The 18,987-nt window shown below is 71.8% G+C and carries 15 protein-coding genes, 1 tRNA gene and 2 pseudogenes; 7 read left to right on the top strand and 11 right to left on the bottom strand.

Annotated elements, in window-relative coordinates:
- Positions 1-72 precede the first annotated feature (72 nt).
- Positions 73-157, top strand: a tRNA-Leu gene (locus Sm713_RS20775).
- 182 nt (positions 158-339) lie between these two features.
- Here Sm713_RS20775 and Sm713_RS20770 read toward each other — a convergent pair.
- Positions 340-615 carry an aldehyde dehydrogenase family protein gene (locus Sm713_RS20770; protein ID WP_212911069.1) on the bottom strand — a complete coding sequence of 92 codons (276 nt, stop codon included), beginning with the start codon at positions 613-615 and terminating at the stop codon, positions 340-342.
- Positions 616-691: 76 nt separating this feature from the next.
- On the opposite strand from Sm713_RS20770, the gene Sm713_RS20765 reads away from it, so the two are divergent.
- Positions 692-934, top strand: coding sequence for a DUF429 domain-containing protein (locus Sm713_RS20765; protein WP_249416412.1), 243 nt, complete (start codon positions 692-694; stop codon positions 932-934).
- A 41-nt stretch (positions 935-975) separates the two neighbouring features.
- Here the strand turns inward: Sm713_RS20765 and Sm713_RS20760 are convergent, their stop codons facing one another.
- From Sm713_RS20760 to Sm713_RS20725, 8 genes and pseudogenes are all read right to left on the bottom strand, one after another.
- Positions 976-2,757: a hydantoinase B/oxoprolinase family protein gene (locus Sm713_RS20760; RefSeq protein ID WP_212911068.1), complete on the bottom strand. Its 1,782-nt coding sequence runs from the start codon at positions 2,755-2,757 to the stop codon at positions 976-978.
- Complete coding sequence (locus tag Sm713_RS20755; protein WP_212911067.1) at positions 2,754-4,871, bottom strand: hydantoinase/oxoprolinase family protein; 2,118 nt, start codon at positions 4,869-4,871, stop codon at positions 2,754-2,756. Before Sm713_RS20755 ends, Sm713_RS20760 begins: the two co-directional genes overlap by 4 nt.
- Before the next feature lie 156 nt (positions 4,872-5,027).
- A complete protein-coding gene (locus tag Sm713_RS20750; RefSeq protein ID WP_212911066.1) occupies positions 5,028-5,786 on the bottom strand; it encodes an SDR family NAD(P)-dependent oxidoreductase in 759 nt (252 codons plus the stop codon).
- A 93-nt stretch (positions 5,787-5,879) separates the two neighbouring features.
- Positions 5,880-6,710: pseudogene (locus Sm713_RS41725) on the bottom strand (NAD(P)-dependent oxidoreductase); the annotation flags it as partial.
- A 105-nt stretch (positions 6,711-6,815) separates the two neighbouring features.
- Positions 6,816-7,661 carry an ABC transporter permease gene (locus Sm713_RS20740; RefSeq protein ID WP_212911064.1) on the bottom strand — a complete coding sequence of 282 codons (846 nt, stop codon included), beginning with the start codon at positions 7,659-7,661 and terminating at the stop codon, positions 6,816-6,818.
- Positions 7,658-8,515, bottom strand: coding sequence for an ABC transporter ATP-binding protein (locus tag Sm713_RS20735; RefSeq protein WP_212911063.1), 858 nt, complete (start codon positions 8,513-8,515; stop codon positions 7,658-7,660). Before Sm713_RS20735 ends, Sm713_RS20740 begins: the two co-directional genes overlap by 4 nt.
- A 167-nt stretch (positions 8,516-8,682) precedes the next feature.
- On the bottom strand, positions 8,683-9,717 hold the full coding sequence (locus Sm713_RS20730) for an ABC transporter substrate-binding protein (protein ID WP_212911062.1): 1,035 nt from the start codon (positions 9,715-9,717) through the stop codon (positions 8,683-8,685).
- A 397-nt stretch (positions 9,718-10,114) separates the two neighbouring features.
- On the bottom strand, positions 10,115-11,656 hold the full coding sequence (locus Sm713_RS20725; RefSeq protein WP_212911061.1) for an MFS transporter: 1,542 nt from the start codon (positions 11,654-11,656) through the stop codon (positions 10,115-10,117).
- Positions 11,657-12,063: 407 nt separating this feature from the next.
- Between Sm713_RS20725 and Sm713_RS20720 the strand changes: the two genes are divergently transcribed.
- The 4 genes from Sm713_RS20720 to Sm713_RS20705 are packed head-to-tail and all read left to right on the top strand — an operon-like array spanning position 12,064 to position 15,921.
- Positions 12,064-12,834 carry an enoyl-CoA hydratase-related protein gene (locus Sm713_RS20720; protein WP_212911060.1) on the top strand — a complete coding sequence of 257 codons (771 nt, stop codon included), beginning with the start codon at positions 12,064-12,066 and terminating at the stop codon, positions 12,832-12,834.
- Positions 12,827-14,191 (top strand): CaiB/BaiF CoA-transferase family protein, encoded by a 1,365-nt coding sequence (locus Sm713_RS20715; RefSeq protein ID WP_212911059.1) that lies wholly within the window; start codon positions 12,827-12,829, stop codon positions 14,189-14,191. The genes Sm713_RS20720 and Sm713_RS20715 overlap by 8 nt, the downstream gene beginning before the upstream one ends.
- On the top strand, positions 14,188-15,084 hold the full coding sequence (locus tag Sm713_RS20710; RefSeq protein WP_212911058.1) for an SDR family NAD(P)-dependent oxidoreductase: 897 nt from the start codon (positions 14,188-14,190) through the stop codon (positions 15,082-15,084). The genes Sm713_RS20715 and Sm713_RS20710 overlap by 4 nt, the downstream gene beginning before the upstream one ends.
- 9 nt (positions 15,085-15,093) lie before the next feature.
- Entirely contained in the window at positions 15,094-15,921 is an 828-nt protein-coding gene (locus tag Sm713_RS20705) for an IclR family transcriptional regulator (RefSeq protein ID WP_212911057.1), read from the top strand.
- 117 nt (positions 15,922-16,038) lie between these two features.
- Here Sm713_RS20705 and Sm713_RS20700 read toward each other — a convergent pair whose 3' ends face one another.
- Positions 16,039-16,749: a dienelactone hydrolase family protein gene (locus tag Sm713_RS20700; RefSeq protein ID WP_212911056.1), complete on the bottom strand. Its 711-nt coding sequence runs from the start codon at positions 16,747-16,749 to the stop codon at positions 16,039-16,041.
- A gap of 505 nt (positions 16,750-17,254) precedes the next feature.
- On the opposite strand from Sm713_RS20700, the pseudogene Sm713_RS20695 reads away from it, so the two are divergent.
- Positions 17,255-18,283, top strand: a pseudogene (locus Sm713_RS20695) (chitinase); the annotation flags it as partial.
- Between the two features lie 254 nt (positions 18,284-18,537).
- On the opposite strand, the gene Sm713_RS20690 reads toward Sm713_RS20695, so the two are convergent.
- The gene (locus Sm713_RS20690) at positions 18,538-18,762 is read right to left on the bottom strand and encodes a hypothetical protein (protein WP_212911055.1); all 225 of its coding nucleotides are present in this window, start codon (positions 18,760-18,762) and stop codon (positions 18,538-18,540) included.
- Positions 18,763-18,987 lie beyond the last annotated feature (225 nt).

Here is an 18,987-nt window from a genome sequence, read left to right as displayed (position 1 = left end):
CCGTGCGTCGAGGGCACCGGAATGTTTGCTATGGTTTTCCACGTCGTCACGGAGAGCCGTGAGGCACCACCGGTCCGGGTGGCGGAATGGCAGACGCGCTAGCTTGAGGTGCTAGTGCCCTTTATCGGGCGTGGGGGTTCAAGTCCCCCCTCGGACACGATCACTGATCGACACGCAGACGAGGGCCTCGACCTTACGGTCGTGGCCCTCGTTGCGTTTGTAGTCGATGGCGGCGGAGCCCAGGGCTTCATGGGCCGGGTCATGAGCCATGAAGCCCATAAACCTACACCCAAATTACCACCCATACGTCACTAAATCCTTATATCTCTCGCTCGGCTTTCAGCTCATCGGCATGTCGAATACGGACTTGCGGTGGCTGAACGTCTCCAGCGACTGACGCCCGTGGAAGGCCCCCATACCGCTGGCACCCACCCCGCCGAACGGCAGCTCGTGAGCGGCGATGTGCAGGACCGGTGTGCCGAAGACGAGCATCCCCGCTGACGTCTCCCGCTCGAAACGCTCACGCGTTCCGTCGTCATCGGTGAAGACGTACATCGCAAGGGGCTTCTCGCGCTCGTTGACGAACGTGATCGCCTCGTCGACGCCGCCCCGCACGGCGACGGTCGGTGATGACGTGGTCGGGCCCGTGGCAGACCTGGCCGGCGTTGAGGTACTTGGTCATGGCCAGCCGTTGGGCGACCGTGGGCCCCGGCAGCTGCTCCGCGAGGCCTCACCCCGGGCGGGGGCCGGCTACAAGCACCGCGAAGACCTCATCGACGCGCTGCTCTGCGCGTGGACGGCCGCCTTGTGGTTCCGGCACGGGTCGGCCCGCTGCCAGGTCCTGGGGGCGGACAGCCCGCTGCCCGCCGGACGGGCCGCCACGATCATCGCGCCTGCCCGGCCGGAACAACGGGGTGAGCGCGAGGCCGGCTGAGGCGGCGGGAGTCCGACGGGCCCGGCGGCTCGGGCGCCGGCTCAGCCCCCCACCCCCCTGAGCCGCCCCGTCTCCGCCTCGTCGGCCTCCCAGCCGCCCGCCGCCGCGGGAACGACCGCCACGCCGTAGTGCGCCCGGGCCGACTCCGGTGAGACGTAGCCCTCCCGCACGTCGCGGAGCACCTGCTCGACGGGGCGGGTGCGGGGGTCGCCGTATCCGCCGCCGCCCGCCTGGCAGACCCGGACCACGTCGCCGGGGCCGAGCGTCACGCTGCCGTTCTCCACGGTGATCTCGGCCTCACGGTCGGTGCCGGGGTTGGCGGTGAGCACGGACGGGCGGCCGGGCAGGCCGCCGGACCTGCCCGCGGGTGGGGTGAGCTCGCGTCCGTTGCGAGTGGTGAACGAGGCGGGTCCCAGCACGCGGTACTCGCGCAGGTAGCCGAGGCCGCCGCGGTAGCGCCCGGGGCCCCCGGAGTCGGTGACCAGCTCGAAGCGCTGGATGCGGACGGGGAACTCCGTTTCCAGTACCTCCACGGGGGTGAGGCCGCCGTTGGCGACGTGCACTTTGGACGCGGAGACGCCGTCCTTGTTCCAGCGGGCCCCCATGGCTCCCGCGGGCAGCTCGTACTGCACCTTGGGTCCCGGCTGGCCGGGGACCCGGTAGGAGAAGGTGCCGTTGGTGCCGCTGCTGCTCTCGGCGATCCGGCCGCCGGTGAGGGCCTTGCCGAACGCGTCGAAGAGCGCCTCGGCGGTGGCCACGGCGACGGGCATGTAGGTGTTGACCGGGGCGGGCGGCAGCGGGTCGAGGAGCGAGCCGCTGCGGAAGGACGCCGTCATCGCCTGGACGAACCCCGAGTTGGACGGCAGCTCCGGGTCGACGAGGCACTTGAGCGCGTAGGAGCACACCGCGCGCACCAGCGGCGGGCGGATGTTGTAGGGGCCCGTCATCTGGTCGTCGGAGCCGGTGAAGTCGAAGTCGATCCGGTCGCCCTCGATGGTGACGGCGACGCGGATGGCCACCGGCTTGCCGCCGGCCATGCCCTCGGAGTGCATCCGCCGCTCTCCGGTGTACCGGCCGTCGGGCCATCCGGCGACGGCGGCCCTGATCTGCCGTTCCGTGAGGGCCAGCAGGCGGGCGGAGGCGGTGCCCAGGGTCCGCTTGCCGTACTTGGCGCACAGGGCGCGCACCCGGTCGGCCGCCAGGTGGGTCGCTCCGACCTGGCCGCGGAGGTCGCCCAGCACCAGGTGGGGGGTGCGGCTGTTGGCCCTGAGGAGGGTGTCCACCTCGGGGGAGGGCGCGAAGTCGCGGTAGTAGCGGACCGGCGGGACCATCAGCCCCTCGTGGAAGATCTCCCTGGCCTGGCTGGAGTTGGTGCCCGGCACGAGCCCGCCGATGTCGGACTTGTGGGCGATGCTGCCGCTGAAGCCGAACACCTCGCCGTCGACCACGATGGGCGCGAGAACCGCCATGTCGGTGGCGTGCGGGCTGCCGCCGTAGTAGGGGTGGTTGACGAGGAAGGCGTCGCCGTCGCGCATCTGATCCACCGGGTAGGCGCGGAGGATGTTCTCGATGGTCTCCGGGAAGGCCCCGAGGTGCAGCGGCAGCACCGTGTACTGCGCCACCACCCGGCCGTCCAGGTCGGCGATGGCGCAGCTCGCGTCCTTCGACTCGCGGATGATGGTGGAGTAGCCGGTGCAGAACAGCGAGTTCTGCATCTCCTGCACCACCCCGATGAGGCTCTGCCGGATCACCTCGACGGTGATCGCGTCGGCCTCCCCCTCGGTGCCGGCCCCAAGGCGGCGGCCCGTCGACTCTTCGCTCACCTGCTGGGCTCCTCTTCTTCCTGCCGGGCACGGGTGATCAGGAGGTTGCCGTGGCCGTCGACCTCGGCCCGCTGCTCCGGGAAGACGACGACCGTGGAGTCGTACTGCTCGACGACCGCCGGCCCCGTGATGCGGTGGCCGGCGCCGAGCCGCGCCCTGGCGTACACCGGCACCTCCACGTACCGGCCGGTGTCCGAGCCCGCGGCGTCGGGGAAGTACGCGGGGCGGGAACCGGTCGCGGCCGCGGAGAGGGGGCCGTCCGCCGCGGGGACGGTGGGCAGGGACACGGGCGGCACGATGCCGATGGCCTGGAGGCGGTAGTTGACGATCTCCACGGACTGGTCGGGCGCCGCGTGGCCGTGGCACTGCTCGTGGATGGCGTCGAAGTCCCGGCGGTAGCGGGCGAGGTCCTGCCGGGTCAGGGGTACGGCCTGCACGGGCACCGGGTTCTCGTAGCCCTGCCCGCTGTAGCGCATGTCGAGGAAGTAGCGGAAGGACGTCTCGTCCTTGCGGAAGCCCTCCTGCGAGAGCTGCTTCGCGGCGGCGGTCTCCATCTGCTCGAACAGCTCGTTGGCGTCCTCGACGTCGAGCTCGGCCACGTCGGACAGCCTGCTGCGCACCAGGTCGTGCTTGACGTCCGACATCAGCAGGCCGAGCGCCGAGGTCGCGCCCGGCGACGGCGGCACCAGCACCCGGGGGATGCCCAGGTCGAGGGCGATCTGGCTGGCGTGCAGGGGGCCCGCGCCGCCGAACGCGACCAGGGTGAAGTCCCGCAGGTCGAAGCCGCGCTCGGTGGAGATGGAGCGGATCGCCTGCCCCATCGTGACGTTGACGACGCGCACGATGCCGTCGGCCGCCCGGACGGTGTCGACGCCGAGCCGGCCGGCCACCTCGCCGACGACGCGCTCCGCGGCGGCGGCGTCCACCGCGAGGTCGCCGTCCAGCAGCGAGACCGGGTTGAGGTAGCCGAGCACCACGTTCGCGTCCGTGACGGTCGCCGTCCGTCCGCCCCTGCCGTACGCGGCGGGTCCCGGCACGGCCCCTGCGCTGCGCGGGCCGACGTGCAGGGAGCCGTGCTCGTCGACGACGGCGACCGTGCCGCCGCCCGCGCTGACGGTGTTGATGTCCAGCATGGGCACGGCGATGTGCCGGCCGCCCAGGGTGTTCTGGTCGGAGACCGTGGGCTCGCCGCCCTGGATGAGGGAGACGTCGCAGCTGGTGCCGCCCATGTCGAAGGTGATGAGGTCGTCGATGCCCACCGCCCGGCCGATCGCCACCGAGGCCGTCACGCCGCCCGCGGGGCCCGACAGGATGGTGGCGACGCCCCGGTCGGGGGTCCGGTCGAAGGGCACGGAGCCGCCGTTGCTCTGCATGGTGAACCTGCGGCCCGGGGCGACGCCCAGGCGCTCCAGCGCGGCCGAGAGCCGGCCGACGTACTGCCCGACCACCGGTGAGACATAGGCGTTGATCACGGTCGTGCTGAGCCGCACGTACTCCCGTATCTGCGGCAGCAGCTCGCTGGAGGTCGTCACCCACAGGTCCGGGGCCGCCTCGCGCAGGGCGCTCGCGAGCCGCTGCTCGTGCTCGTCGTTCATGAAGGAGAACAGGAGGGAGATGGCGACGGACTGGACACCGCTGTCCCTGAAGCGCCGCACCGCCTCGGCCACCGTCGCCTCGGAGACCGGCTCCAGTACCTCGCCGGACGCGGTGAGGCGTTCGGCGATCTCCACGGTGTCGCTCTGGGCCGCGAGCAGCGCGGGCTTCTCGTAGCCGAGGTCGAAGATGGAGCGGCCGAAGGGACGGGACTGCTGCATGGCCTCGGGGACCCCGCGGAACCCCCGTGTGACGGCCAGTCCCACCCGGGCGCCCCGCTCCTCCAGCAGCGCGTTCGTGCCGACGGTCGTGCCGTGGGTGAAGACCGAGATGCCGTCAGGCGGCACGCCTTGCCCCTCCAGCGTCGAAAGACCCCCGAGGAGGGCCTGGTCCGGCTGGTGCGGGCTGGAGGGGACCTTCATGATCCGGTAGGTGCCGGTGGACTCGTCGAAGACGACGAAGTCGGTGAACGTGCCACCGGTGTCGGTCGCGACGCGGTAGGCCGGGGGGCGATCGGGCATGGGCCGAGGACCTGCTTTCTTGGGAGGTCGAGGCGCTTGGCACGCCGTGCGTGTCGCGCTGGGAAGCCTGCGGGGGCCGGTGGCACCGCCGGCCGGGCGGTGCCACCGGGCGGCTCTGCCGCGCTGCACTTCCGGTGGAGGGGGCCGTCCGCCCCGTCAGTCGCCGGTGGAGATGAGGGCGCCGCCGTCGACGAGGAGGTCCGTGCCGGTGATGAAGCCGGCCTCGCCGCCGACCATGAACGTGACCGCGCCGGCGATGTCCTCGGGGGTGCAGGCGCGTCCGACGAGGTTGCGGCGCTCGCGGTTCGCCGGCTCGACGTCCGTGCCGACCGGGGAGCCCACCTTGTTGGGGCTGACCGTGTTCACGCGGATGCCGTGCGGGCCGAGTTGGACGGCGAGGGAGCGGACCAGCGCGTACAGCCCGGCCTTGGCGGTCGGGTAGGCGAGCGCGTTCTTCCGGGCGAACTGCCCGGACGTGGAGCCGATGTGCACGATGACGCCGCCCTGCCCTTCGGCGACCATCTTCGCGGCAACGTACTTCGTGGTCAGGAACGCCGAGGTCAGCGAGGTGTCCAGCACCTTGCGCCAGAGGTCGTCCGCGAGGTCGAGCACGGTGGTGGGGCGGTCGGTGATGGCGACGCAGTTGACGAGCGTGTCGATGTGCCCGAGCTCCGCCCATGCGGTGTCGGCGAGCCTGGTCACGTCGGCCGTCCGGGAGACGTCGGCCGCCAGGGGCACGGCGCTGTCCGGGTAGGCGTCGTTGAGTGCCTTGGCGACGCGTGCCGCGGCCTCGCCGTCGATGTCGGCGACGACCGTCCGGGCGCCCTCGCGGGCGAAGCGTTCCGCGATGGCGGCGCCGACGTTGCGGCCGGCCCCTGTGACGACGGCGCGCCTGCCCTCCAGTAGGGACGACATGTCAGTTCCCCTCCCCTGTTCGTTGACCCTCGTCCGTGGTGGGCGCCCGGCGCCCGGCCTTCTCGCGCGAGCGCGTGTGCCTGCCCGGATCGCTCACGCGCCGTACCTGTCGAGGTCGTAGCGGCGGGGCTTGAGCACCCGGCAGATCTCGCGGTTGACCGCGGCCTGGGGCAGGCCGATGCCCGTGGCGGCGGCCATCTCCGAGACGATCTTCATGTCGTCCTCGGCCCAGGCCATCGTCTGGTTGTTCCAGTTGTCGAGGGCGTGGTTGGCGGCGCTGGACATCTTCAGCGCCTCGCGCAGGACGTCGGTGTCCACGCCGTGCCGCTGGGCCAGGGCGAGGCCCTCGTGGTCGGCGACCAGGCAGGCCCACAGGATGAGGTTGTTGACCGCCTTCGCCACCTGCCCCGCGCCGATGTCACCGGTCCTGACGACGTCCGCGGAGTAGGCGCGGGCTACCTCGGTGAACCTCGCCACCGCCTCCTCGGTGCCGCCGAGCAGGGACAGCAGCTCGCCGGCGTCGGCCGCCCAGGAGCCGCGGCAGACCGGTGCGTCCACGACGTGCACCCCGTGCTTCCCGGCCGCCTCGGCCAGGGTGCCCATGCCGTCCGGGGAGACCGTGCTGAGGACGGCGACGACGACGCCCTCGCGCAGCGCGCCGAGCATGCCGTCGGGGCCGAGCATGATCTCCCTGAGCTGTTCCTCGTAGCCGACGCAGACCATCACGGTGTCGCAGTCCCGGACGATCTCCTGCGTGGAGGGCACGAAGCGCGCCCCGCGCTCGTCCACCGCGGACGCCTTGCCGGGGTCCACGTCGTGCACCAGCACGGTGAAGCCGTGCCGGACGAGGTGGCCGATGATGGGCAACCCCATCCTGCCGGCGCCCAGCACCCCTACCGTCGTCTCTCCTGCAGCCATGCCGAACCTCTCCTTGAGCCAGGGGGAAGGAACTCGCGCTGTCCGAACCGTGGTGGCGAGTCCGCTTAGGGGGCGGCGCGTCGCGTGCGGCGCGCCGGGGACGGCGCGGTCCTAGTCGCGCTGCCAGCGCAGGGCCCACCGTTCGAGCGCGCCGACCAGCAGCATGCCGATCGCGATCATGACCATGAGGACCACGATCCCGGCGAACACGGTCGCCGAGTCGAAGTTCTGGGTGGCGGTGTTGATGAGGTATCCGACGCCGTTCTGGGAGGCGATGAACTCCCCCACGATCACGCCGATCATGGCGAACGACACCGAGGACTTCATGCCCGCCAGTACCGGGACGCTGATCTGCGGCAACGTCACCCTGCGGATGATCGTGGAGCGTCCGGCCCCCATCACGCGCAGCACGTTCACCAGGTTGTCGGGCATGGTCAGCACGCCCATGTAGGTGTTGTAGAACATCACGAAGAAGACGGTCATGGCCGCGATGGCGATCTTCGACTGGACGCCGATGCCGAACCAGATCAGGAACAGCGGGGCCAGTGCGATCTTCGGGATGCCGTTGACGGCGCCGATGAGGGGGCCCAGGACGGCGGCGCCGAGGCGCCAGTACCCGAGCAGGAGCCCGACGGCGAGCCCGCCGACGACCCCCACGGCGTAGCCGAGGAGCAGTTCCTCGCCGGTGACGCGGATGTCCGTCCACAGGCCCGACTGGACGCCCGTGGCGTACTCCCACAGGGTCCTCGCCACCTGGGTGGGACTGCTGATCAGGTAGTCGGGCAGGACGCGGTTGTCGGCCAGCTGCCACAGTCCGAGGACGACCACGAACACCAGCACCCTGAGGATCCAGGTGCCCCAGGCGGGGCCTGAGCGGTGCTGCCGCTCGACGGCGCGGGCCGCGGTGGAGACCGTGGCGGTGTCCTCCTCGGGGACCAGGCCTGCGGATGCGCTCATTTCGGGAGTCCTCCCATCGAGATCTCGGCGGCGAACATGTCCCACAGGACGCGGTGCTGCTCGGCGAACTCGCGCAGTTCGGAGATGTGGAAGACGTCGCGGGGCCGCGGTATCCCCACCGGGGAGGCCGCCTTCACCCGGCCGGGGCGCCGGCTCATCACGATCACCCGGTCGGCGAGGGTGAGCGCCTCGGAGAGGTCGTGCGTCACGAACAGGACCGTCTTCTGATGGGCGTCCCAGATGTCGAGCAGCGTGTCCTGCATGACGGCCTTCGTCATGGCGTCCAGCGCGCCGAAGGGCTCGTCCATCAGCAGGATCGGCGGGTCGTAGACCAGGGTGCGGGCGATCGAGCACCGCTTCTGCATGCCGCCCGACAGCTGGTGGGGGTAGCTGGTGCGGAACTGCCCGAGGCCGACCAGCTCGATCCACTTGTCGACGAGCCGGTCCTGGTCCTCGGCGGGCACCTTCCTGATCTGCAACGGCAGGCGGATGTTCCCGTCCACCGTCAGCCAGGGCAGCAGGTTGGAGTCCTGGGTCACGTAGCCGATGTCGGGAACCAGCCCGGTGACCGTCCTGCCGTGCACCTGGATCCGCCCGGACGACGGCCGGGTCAGGCCCGCCACCAGGTTCAGCAGGGTGCTCTTGCCGCACCCGCTGGGGCCGACGATCGCGCAGAACTCGCGTTCCCGCACGTCGAACGACACCTCGTGCAGTGCCTGGACCGGGCTGGAGTTCCGGCGGCTGTGGAACACCAGGGAGACGTCGTCGAAGCGGACCGCGTGGTCTTCGGGGGCGGGGTCCGTCAGCGTCGTGGTGGTGCCCTCCGGTCCTGGTCGGGCGTTTTCCGTCTGCATGCAGATCACCTGTTCGCGTGGATGGCAGGTCGGGACGACCGGGGTGACGGTGCGTCGGAACGGTCGGAGCAGCCGGCGGCGGGAGGCATGCCGAGGTGCCGGTGCCGGTCAGGAGCGGCCCCGGGAGCCATGGGGCAGGACGGATCGCCTCGGAGCGTGCCGGCGGATCAGTGGCCCGAGCCGGAAGGGGACGCGGATCCGGAGCCGGAGGCGTGCAGCCTGCCGGTCACGATGTAGTCGTTGGACCAGGTCCCCTGGTTCTCGTCGACGTTCACGGAGGACGCGTCGGGCACGTCGCTCGCCTCGGCCTGCTCGCGGACCGCCCGCCAGCCGTCCGGGGTCATCTTCCCGTCGGGGGCGAAGGTGACGTACTTCAGGCTCTGGAGCAGGACGTCGTCGCTCATCTTGGGATAGTGCTCGCGCTCCACGTCCAGGACCGATTCGGGGTCCTGGGCCATGGTGTTGTCCGCCCGCGCCATCGCGGTCGCGACCGACTTGACCACGTCGGGGTGCGCCTTGGCGTACGTGGCGGACGTGACCAGCACGTCGTAGGTCATGTTCTTCAGCGCGGGCACGGAGTGCAGGGTCGCGATGATCTGCGCCTGCCCCTGCGACTGGGCGAAGTAGCTGTTGGGGGGCGAGACCAGGAAGGCGTCGATCTGCCCGTGCTGCACGGCGGCCAGCGCGGCCGCCTGGGTCTTGATCACGATGGTCTTGAACTGGTCCTGGTCCACCCCTGCCTGCTTCATCAGGTAGTGGTAGTACGTCAGGTCCGTGGTGGACACGACGCCCAGCGTGCCCCCGGTCAGGCCCCGCATCACCGTCTTCAGCGGCTGCTTCGGGGAGAGGTGGTGTGCCTTGGTCCAGCTCTTGGAGGCGGCCAGTTGCAGGGACACCCCGTAGTCCAGTGAGGTGACGGCCTGGAGCGGCACGTGCTTGGTCTTGGCGCTCAGCAGCGCGGTGGAGGAGGCCGTGACGAACTGGACGCTGCCGCTCTGGAGCGCGGCGAAGGCGGTGCTGCTGCCGCCGAGCAGCTCCTGCTTGGCGCTCACCCCCTCCTTGGCGAAGTAGCCCTTCTCCTGGGCCACGTCCACGGTGGTGAAGCCGACCGTGTCCACGGCCTTTCCGATGGTGACCTGCGTCGTGCCGTCGGGAGCCTTGCGGGTGGCTCCGTTCGACAGGTCGGCGCAGGCCGTGGACACGGTCGCGATGAGCAGGACCGCCAGCGGGGTCCGCAGTCCGCGGCGCCCCAGGAAGTGGAGTACGCGGTGCGCCAGGGGGCGGCGACGGGGGGTTCGGCTGGCTCTCTCGGGGACGGTGCCGGCATGTGCACAGGTGTGATCGCGCATCGAGTGTCCCGTTCTCGACTCTGGTTTACAGACACGGCCAGCCGCGACTGCGTGAACGGCTCCAGGGGGCGGGGGGCCCGGCTGGCGTTCTTCGAGGTGGTACGGGTGCTACACCGGATCAGTGATGGCCTAACCATCTAACCTTTGATTTGATTCGACCATCGGTGATTCGCGCGCGTCAAGAGTCGTGCAGCCGTTATGCGCCAACGGAACGGCGACGCGTTTGCATGGGGGAATGCCTGATGGGGCGTCAGTTATCGGCGCCCTCCGCGCCGTCCTGGGCCACCTCCTCCAGGACCCGTCCCCGTGTCTCGGGGGCGAGGAAGACGCAGACGACCGCGCCCGTCCCGGCCGTCACGGCGAACAGCCACAGCGCGCGGTGCAGACCCCAGGCGTCGACCAGCCCCGGGAAGACGAAGACGCCCAGGATGGCGCCGATCCGGCTGGCCCCCACGCTCAGGCCCACGGCGGTGCCGCGCAGCGCCGTGGGGAACAGCTCGCTCGGATAGAGGAGAATCATGATGCCGGGGCCCACGTTCGCGAACAGCAGGCCCACGGCGAACATCACCACGACCCCCGCGAACGGCGCGTGGGAGAGCACCGCCAGCAGGGCGAGCAGGCCCGCCTGCCCGCACATGCCGAGGATCACGCTCGGCCGCCGGCCCCATGCCTCGACCAGCCAGGAGCCGGTGAGCATGCCGATGATCCCGACGAACGACACGGAGGCGGAACCGACCGCCGCCAGCGCGTCGGAGCTGCCTGTCAGCCCGCCCACGATCGTCGGCGTGTACAGCTGCACCCCGTAGAAGGCCACGGCGAAGCAGAAGTAGAAGACGCAGACGAAGACGGTGAGGCGGAGGAACCGCCGGGAGAAGAGCTCGGAGATCCGGTGCGCGTCGGGGCCGGGCGCGCCGGTCCCGACGGGCACATCGGCCCCGGCGGGCACATCGGCCCCGGCGGGCACATCAGTCCCGACGGGCACATCGGCCCCATCAGATGCACCGTGCGCCGCGCCCGCGGTGCCCGGCGCACCCGTACCGTCCGCATCGCGCGCCTTGTCCGCCGCGCCTGCACCGACCGTCGCACCCGCGGGTCGGGCCTCGCCCGCGCCCGGACCCGTGCCCGGACCCGTGCCCGCCGTCAGCCCGTCCAGGATGCGTGCCGCCTCGCCCTCACGGCCCTTCGAGCTCAGCCAGCGCGGCGACTCCGGCAGGGTCGAGCGCGCGATCGCCACCACCACCGCGAAGGCCGCCCCCACCAGCAGCATCCACCGCCAGGACGAGGCCCCGAACCCGGAGAAGGCGATGCCCATCAGATAGGCGACGACGGCTCCCGCCCCGTACGCCATGGACATCAGCGCCATGTGCCGGCCGCGCGACCGGGTGGCGGCGAACTCCGCGGTCAGCGAGGAGGAGATGGGATAGTCGGCACCCACCGCGATGCCCAGCAGGAAGCGGAAGGCGACGAGTTGCCAGACGTCCTGCGCCACCGCCGTCAGCAGGGCGAACACCACGAACGCCACCAGGTCGAGCGTGTAGACGCTCTTGCGGCCGATACGGTCCGTCAGCCACCCGAACGACAGCGCGCCGACGAACATGCCGATCAGCGCCGACGCGCTGACCAGGCCGAGCGTGCTCCCCGAGATGTGCCACTGCTCCTCGAGGACGGGCAGCGCGACCGCGATGACGGTGAGGTCGAAGCCGTCGAGGAACATGCCGTAGGACGACAGGGCGGTGACCTTGCGCCGGAACCGGCCCAGCTCCGCCGCGTCCAGAGTGTGTGCGATTGTCATGGAAGGCCCTTGCCGTCGAGGATCGTGCCGCGGAGGCTTCCCGCCTCCTCAGGGCGCGTGCGGCGGGCCGGGGCAGGCAGGCCACCCGCCCCTCACGGAGCCACGCCACCGCGCGTTCCCACGCGTTCCAGATATGGAACTAAGTTCACAACAAGCCCCGGCCAAGGCACTCTTCGAGCCCCCTCCGGTTCCAGCCGACTCCCGCCGGGTTCCCGCCGGTTCCCACCGCGCTCTTCCTGGCGTTTGCGTTCGGCACGCTAGCGACGCTTCTCCGGGGTGACAAGGCCCGTGCACGCCCCGGATGCACACCGCACCGAGCCGATCGACAGCGCGACCGAGGTATGCCATGGTGAGCCGGAGAGATGTCTGAACAGAGTTCGAGATGTGGAACTCAGGAGGCACCGAACGTGACCCTGCACTACTCGACCAAGGACCACATCGCGTCCGTCGTGATCGACAGGCCCCCCGTCAACGCCCTCGACGACGACACCTACCGCGAACTGGCCGCCGCCTTCACCCGGATCACCGACGACCAGGACGTGCGGGCCGCGACGCTCACCTCCGCCGGCACCCGGGCCTTCTGCGGCGGCACCGACATCCACAGCTTCTCGCTCCAGCACCCCGAGGACCCCGGCTACCACGAGCGGCACTCCCGGCTGGTGCGGGAGGCGTTCTCCGCCATCTACCGGTGCCGGGTCCCGGTCGTCGCGGGGGTGCAGGCCGCCGCGGTCGGCGCCGGAGTCGGGCTGCTCGGCTCCGTCGACCTGGTGGTGGCCGCCGAGGACGCGGTGTTCCGGCTGCCCGAGATCGACGTCGGAGTGCTGGGCGGCGCGCGGCACCTGGCCCGCCTGGTTCCGGAACAGCTCGTGCGCTACCTCGCCTACACGGGGACCGCCCTGACCGCCGCCGACCTCCAACGGGTCGGCGGCGCCTGCCGGGTGGTGGCGTCCGCGGAGCTGGCGGACGCGGTGCTGGGCCTCGCGACCACGCTGGCGGAGAAGTCCCCCGCGGCCCTGCCGGTCCTCAAGCGCGGCCTCAACCACATCGAGCTGTCCGGGCTCAACGTCGAGGAAGGCTACCGGTACGAGCAGACCCTGACCGGGAGCCTCGCCGACCACCCCCATGCGCGGGAGAGCGCCCGTGCGTTCTTCGAGAAGCGGAAGCCGGACTATGCGTGAGGCGGCGGAGTCCGGTGCGGTCCGGGACGGCGCCGGCCGTAGGGAGCCCTTCGGCACGGGTCCCGGGCCGGCCGCGACCCAGGGCGGCTCCGCCGGGCGGGGCGCTCCGCTCGACGGCCTGCGGGTGGTGGACTTCACCCGGGTCTTCTCGGGTCCCTTCGCCACCCAGTTGCTGGCCGCGCTGGGCGCAGAGGTGGTCAAGGTCGAGCGCCCCGACGGCGGCGACGAGGCCCGGGACTACGGCAACCGCCCCGATCCGGCGAGCCCCGGACCGCCGTTCCTCGCCATGAACCACACCAAGAAGAGCGTCGCCGTCGACCTCAAGGACCCCGCGGGCCGGGCCGTGGCACGCCGGCTGATCGACACGGCCGACGTCCTCGTGGAGAACTTCAGGCCGGGCGTGATGGACCGCCTCGGCCTCGGGTACGACGAGGTGGCGGTGGGCAACCCGGCCCTGGTCTACTGCTCGATCACCGGCTTCGGCGGCACCGGCCCGCTGGCGAACCGGGCCGCCAACGACCTGTCCGTCCAGGCACTCAGCGGGCTGCTCAGCATGACCGGCGAGCCGGACCGCCCGCCCGTGCGGACCCCGGCGCCGCTCGGCGACCTGATGGCCGGGATGTTCGCGGCGGTCGGCGTCCTCGCGGCGCTGCGGGAGCGCGAGCAGTCGGGAGCCGGCCAGCACGTGGCGACGTCGATGTTCGAGGCGCAGCTCAACACCCTCAACTACTTCTACGTCGACTACTGGCTGAACGGCACCGTGCCGCGCCCGATGGGCACGGCCAACGGCCTGGGGCTGCCCAACCAGGCGTTCCGCACGTCCGACGGCTGGGTGTGCGTCACCTCGTCCAACGAGCGCGCGTGGCGGCGGCTGTGCACCGCGCTGGACATCCCGGAGTGCGCCGAGGACCCGCGGTTCGCGACCCTCAGGGACCGCTACGCGCACCGCCCGGAGCTGGTCGCGGCGCTCTCGGAGGCGACCGGGCGGCTGTCCACCGCGGACTGCGTGGCCCGCCTCGACGCGGCGGGGGTCTCCAACTCCCCCGTGCGCGACCTCCCGGAGGCCGCCGCGGAGCCCCAGCTCCAGGCGGTGGACGCGGTGCTCACGGTTCCGGTGGAGGGGCTCGGCGACGTGCGCCTGGTCGCCGCTCCCCTGCACTTCTCGGCGTCCTCTCGGCCCACCGCCACACCGCCGCCCGCGCTGGGCGCCGACACCGGGTCGGTCCTCGCCGGGCTCGGCTACGCGCCCGCGGAGATCGCGGACCTGGTCGCGGCGGGGACGGTGAGGGCGGACGGCTCGGTGGATGCGGACGGCTCAGGAGGCACGCCCTCGGGCACGGGGACCTCGGGACCGTGACCGGCACCGCCGACCGGCCTGCCCGCGCCCCGGACCGGACGCCGCCGGACCCGCCGACAGGCACGCCCCGCCCGGCGCCGCACGCGCTCAACCCGCCCGCGGGCCCTTCGGACTGGGCGTCGCGCACGGCCCTGGTCACCGGCGCCGCCTCCGGAATCGGCCGGGCGACCGCGGTGGCCCTGGCCGCGAAGGGGGTGTCGGTGGCCGTCCTGGACCGGGACGCCGCCGCGGCCCGCGACACCGTCGCCCTGATCCAGGACACCACACCGGGACGGGCGCTCGCCGCACCCTGCGACCTGGCGGACATCCCGGGCCTGCGGCCGTGCGTGGACGGGATCGCCGAAGAGCTGGGGGCCCTGGACATCCTCGTGAACTGCGCCGGCGTCGTCGGTCCCCGCGGATCCCTCGAAGAGCTGACGGAGGACGCGTGGGACACCGTGCAGACGGTCGACCTCAAGGCGCCCCTCTTCCTCGCCCGCGCCGTCGTCCCGCACATGACGGCGGTCGGGCACGGAGGCCGGGCCGGGGTCCACGGCGGCAGGATCGTCAACGTCAGCTCCGCGTCGGCGCACCGGGCGCTCGCGTACTCCCACGCCTACGCCGCCGCCAAGGCCGGCCTCGAATCCCTCACCCGCACCCTCGCGGGCGAGCTGGCCCCGCGCGGCATCAATGTGAACGCGGTGGCGCCGGGCGTCACGGCCTCCGCGATCCACGGCACGGCGGACACGGAAGCGGCCAGGGCGGAGCGCGCCCGTACCGGACCCACCGCCAACCTCTTCGGCCGCCCCTGTGAGCCGGCGGACGTGGCGGGCGCCATCGTGTTCCTCTGCTCTCCCGAGAGCAGGCAGATCACCGGCCAGGTCGTGCACGTCTCGGCGGGGGCGATCGTGTGAGGAGGGACCATGGGGGTCCCGCCCTCGGCCGGCGCGGGGGTCACCACGGCGAACGGAGTCGACGAGATGGCAGCCATCGAGCGGGCGGCGCAGGTACTCGAGGCCCTCGCGGCGTCCGACGAGCCCCTGGGGTTCGCCGCGCTGGCCGGGGCGACCGGGCTGCCGAAGAGTTCGCTGCACAACGTCTGCGCGAGCCTCACGGCGACCGGCCTGGTGGACCGGCTCGGCGACGGGCGCTACCGGCTGGGCCTGCGCCTCGTCGAGCTGAGCCAGAAGCGGCTCGCGGACAGCGATCTGGTCTCGACGTTCAACGAGGCCTGCGCGGCGTCGGCCTGGCTGCCCGACGAGTCGATCGTGCTGGCCGTGCTCGACGGCGTGGACACGCTCTACCTGGGCCGGCGGCACGGCAGCAAGCCGATCGCCGTCCGCTACCAGAAGATCGGCATGCGGCTGCCCGCGGCCCTGACCGCCACGGGCAAGTCGCTGCTGTCCACGCTGAAGGACGACGAGGTCCGGGCGCTGTTCGCGGCCGGCGAGGGGCTCAGGAGCCCGTACGGGCCGGTGACGAAGACGGTGGACGAGCTCGTCGACGAGCTGCGGGCGGTGCGCTCGCACGGGTACGCCGTCGACGACGGCGACACCGTCCCGGGCATGATCTGCTTCGGCGCGCCGATCGCCGTCCCGCCGGGCAGGCGCCTCGCGGACGACGTGGAGTCCGTGAGCGCGGTCGGTTTCAGCGTCGTGAAGTCGACGGTGGACGAGGTCACGTACGACGTGCTGGTCACGCAGATCCAGAAGCTGGCCGACCGGATCGCGAAGCTGCTGACGGTGGCTTAGGGCCTGCTGCCTCCCGCTGGATCCGCTGGTGTCCACCGGTCTCCGGTGGCGTCCACCGGCCTCCGGTGGCGTCCGCTGCCGGAGCCGGGCTCCGATCACCGGCGGCACGGCTCCGGCTCAGCCGAGCTGCCGGTGGAGGAAGGGAATGGTGGCGACCCAGGCGCGCTGGGCGGAGTCGCGGTGGTGGCTGGGCCGCTGGTCGTTGAAGAACGCGTGGCCGGCACCCGGGTAGAACCGCAGGTCGGGCTCGATGCCGGCCTGCTCGGTGATGGCCCGGTGCAACTCGTCGAGCCGTTCCGCGGGGATGCTGCCGTCCCGCTCGCCGTAGTGGCCGAGCACCTGGGCCCGCAGCCCGGAGAAATCGGGCAGGTCGCCCTGGATGACGCCGTAGAAGGGTACGGCGGCGCTCACCCTCGGCTCGGCGGCCGCCAGGTACAGCACGAAACCGCCGCCCATGCAGAAGCCGACGGCGCCCACGGTGGACGACGTGACCTCCGGGAGCGACAGCAGGTGGTCGACGGCACCGGAGAGCAGGTGCACGGCGTGCCCGACGGGGAGTTCCCGCATCAGCCGCCCCGCCTGCTCGGCGTCGTGGGCGACCCGGCCGCCGTACAGGTCGGGTGCCAGGGCGACGAAGCCCTCCCTCGCCAGCCGCTCGGTGACGTCGGCGATGTGGTCGTCCAGGCCCCACCACTCCTGGATCACGATGACGCCGGGGCCGCTGCCGTCGGGCGGCCGTACCAGGTATCCGTGCGCCATGGTGTCGGCGCTGGGGAACGTGACGTTCTGCCGTGCCGAGATCCCGGACGGCTGCGGAGGCTTGGGCATGGGCGGTGCTCCCGGGGGCGGTGGGCGGGGCGGGCGCCGGCACCCGCCCGGCCGCTGGGCGGAGGCGTACCCACCGAGGATCGCGGGGCCGGGGCTCCGACCGGGGAAGACGCCCCGTGGGACCACGCGTACACCGTCAGCACGGCGTAAGCCGCCGCTTCCCGAACCGTTCGATTTGGTCTGAACCTATTGGCGAATTGGTCTAGTCCTCCTATGCTGCTGCCCCACCGCCGGTTGAACGGCATGGACCTGCCAAAGCCGGTGCGTGCACCCCCACGCTGCCCGAAGGAGCACCATGGCCGGTCACCACTCCCCCCACCCGCAGACACGGCACGGCAGGACGAGACTCTTCCGGAACCACCCCCGGCGGGCCGCGGTCACGCTGCTGGCGGCCTTGGCGCTGCCCGCGGCCGCGCTCACCGCACTCGTCCCCACCGCGTCCGCCGCGCCGGCCCCACCCGGCGCCGCGGCCACGTCCACCCAGGGCGCCCGGGCCGCCGGTGCCACCGCCGACCTGCCCGCGCACGCCCTCGTCGGCTACCTGCACGCCAGTTTCGCCAACGGCTCGGGGTACGTGCCGATGGCCGACGTTCCGGACAGCTGGGACGTCATCGACCTGGCCTTCGGCGAACCCACCTCGCCCACCTCCGGCGACATCCACTTCACGCGCTGCCCCACCGCCGACTGCCCCAATGCCGAGTCGGACGCCGACTTCAAGGCCGCGATCAAGGCCAAGCAGGCCGAGGGCAAGAAGGTGCTGATCTCGATCGGCGGCGCCAACGGTCAGGTACAGCTCACCACCACCGCAGCCCGCGACGCGTTCGTCTCCTCGGTCAGCGACATCATCGACACCTGGGGCCTGGACGGCCTGGACATCGACTTCGAGGGGCACTCCCTGTCCCTGGACTCGGGTGACACCGACTTCAAGAACCCGAAGACCCCCGTCGTGGTGAACCTGATCTCCGCCCTGAAGACCCTGAAGGCCAAGTACGGCAGCGGGTTCGTCCTGACGATGGCGCCCGAGACCTTCTTCGTGCAGCTCGGCTACCAGTTCTACGGCGGCGGCAGCGGCGGCCAGGACCCGCGCGCAGGCGCGTACCTGCCGGTGATCTACGCCCTGCGGGACGACCTGACGCTGCTGCACGTGCAGGACTACAACTCCGGCCCGATCATGGGCCTCGACGACCAGTACCACACGATGGGCGGCGCCGACTTCCACATCGCCATGACGGACATGCTGCTCACCGGCTTCCCGGTCGCGGGCGACAGCGGCAACGTGTTCCCGGCACTCGCCCCGTCCCAGGTGGCCATCGGCCTGCCCGCCAGCGCCAACGCCGGTGGCGGCTACACCACCCCCGGGGACGTGAACACGGCCCTGAACTGCCTCACCACGGGTTCCGGTTGCGGGAGCTACACCCCGCACGGCACCTCGCCGGATCTGCGGGGCCTGATGACCTGGTCGGTGAACTGGGACAAGTTCGCCGGCTGGGAGTTCCAGAAGAACTTCGACCAGTGGCGGTCACAGGCGGGCTGACCGGCAAGACCGCCTCGCGGGCCCTGCGCACGTCCGCGCAGGGCCCGCGGGCTCGTCGCCCCGGGATTCCGGCTCGCTCGACGTCGGGATCGCGTCGGCGGCGGGGGCGGTCAGGCGTCGCGTGAGCGGTCAGGCGTCGCGTGAGCGGTCAGGTATCGCGTGAGCGGTCAGGTATCGCGTGAGCGGTCAGGTATCGCGGGGGAGTCACGCCTTGCGCGAGCGATCCCGGCCCGCGGGCCGCCCGCCGCCATGGCTCAGGTCGGGGCCGCCCAGATGTCCGGGCCGCCGCCACGCCATTCGACCAGGCCGGTTCCGTGCCGCAGGTCCTCCTCGTCCACGGTCTCCAGACCGGCACGGCGCAGGAACTCGATCAGGTCGCCGAGGCCGTAGGCCAGGCCGAGGATCTCACCGTCCACACGCACCCGCCGCCCGCCGCTCGGCGAGGGAGGCGCCACGATCACCCGGGGTACGACAGCCATGCCCCAAGCCTCGCCCCATTCGCGCCGTCGCGCACCCCCTCAGCCGCCCGGGTGGTCCAACGGACACCCCGGGCGCCGGTGGATCGGCGCCCGGTCTCCCTTCTTCCGCTGGGGTTCCTCTCCCCTTCCCCTCTAGTTCCTCTCTCCTAGTTCCTCTCTTCTCCTAGTTCCTCTCTCCCGGCTCATTTTCCATACCCGGTTTGATTTTGTACTCGGTATGGTTAT

The sequence above is a fragment of the Streptomyces sp. TS71-3 genome, assembly GCF_018327685.1.
In the GTDB taxonomy this organism is placed as follows: Bacteria; Actinomycetota; Actinomycetes; order Streptomycetales; family Streptomycetaceae; genus Streptomyces.
Note: the sequence above shows the minus strand (reverse complement) of the source record. Positions and strands in the feature narration are given on the sequence as shown.

What these genes read in the sequence shown, in the direction of transcription:
- Sm713_RS20705 (WP_212911057.1), top strand. Translation starts at nt 15,094, where the DNA reads ATGGGGGTCCCGCCCTCGGCCGGCGCGGGGGTCACCACGGCGAACGGA.
- Sm713_RS20700 (WP_212911056.1), bottom strand. Translation starts at nt 16,749, where the DNA reads ATGCCCAAGCCTCCGCAGCCGTCCGGGATCTCGGCACGGCAGAACGTC.
- Sm713_RS20740 (WP_212911064.1), bottom strand. Translation starts at nt 7,661, where the DNA reads ATGAGCGCATCCGCAGGCCTGGTCCCCGAGGAGGACACCGCCACGGTC.
- Sm713_RS20690 (WP_212911055.1), bottom strand. Translation starts at nt 18,762, where the DNA reads ATGGCTGTCGTACCCCGGGTGATCGTGGCGCCTCCCTCGCCGAGCGGC.
- Sm713_RS20755 (WP_212911067.1), bottom strand. Translation starts at nt 4,871, where the DNA reads ATGCCCGATCGCCCCCCGGCCTACCGCGTCGCGACCGACACCGGTGGC.
- Sm713_RS20735 (WP_212911063.1), bottom strand. Translation starts at nt 8,515, where the DNA reads ATGCAGACGGAAAACGCCCGACCAGGACCGGAGGGCACCACCACGACG.
- Sm713_RS20750 (WP_212911066.1), bottom strand. Translation starts at nt 5,786, where the DNA reads ATGTCGTCCCTACTGGAGGGCAGGCGCGCCGTCGTCACAGGGGCCGGC.
- Sm713_RS20725 (WP_212911061.1), bottom strand. Translation starts at nt 11,656, where the DNA reads ATGACAATCGCACACACTCTGGACGCGGCGGAGCTGGGCCGGTTCCGG.
- Sm713_RS20715 (WP_212911059.1), top strand. Translation starts at nt 12,827, where the DNA reads ATGCGTGAGGCGGCGGAGTCCGGTGCGGTCCGGGACGGCGCCGGCCGT.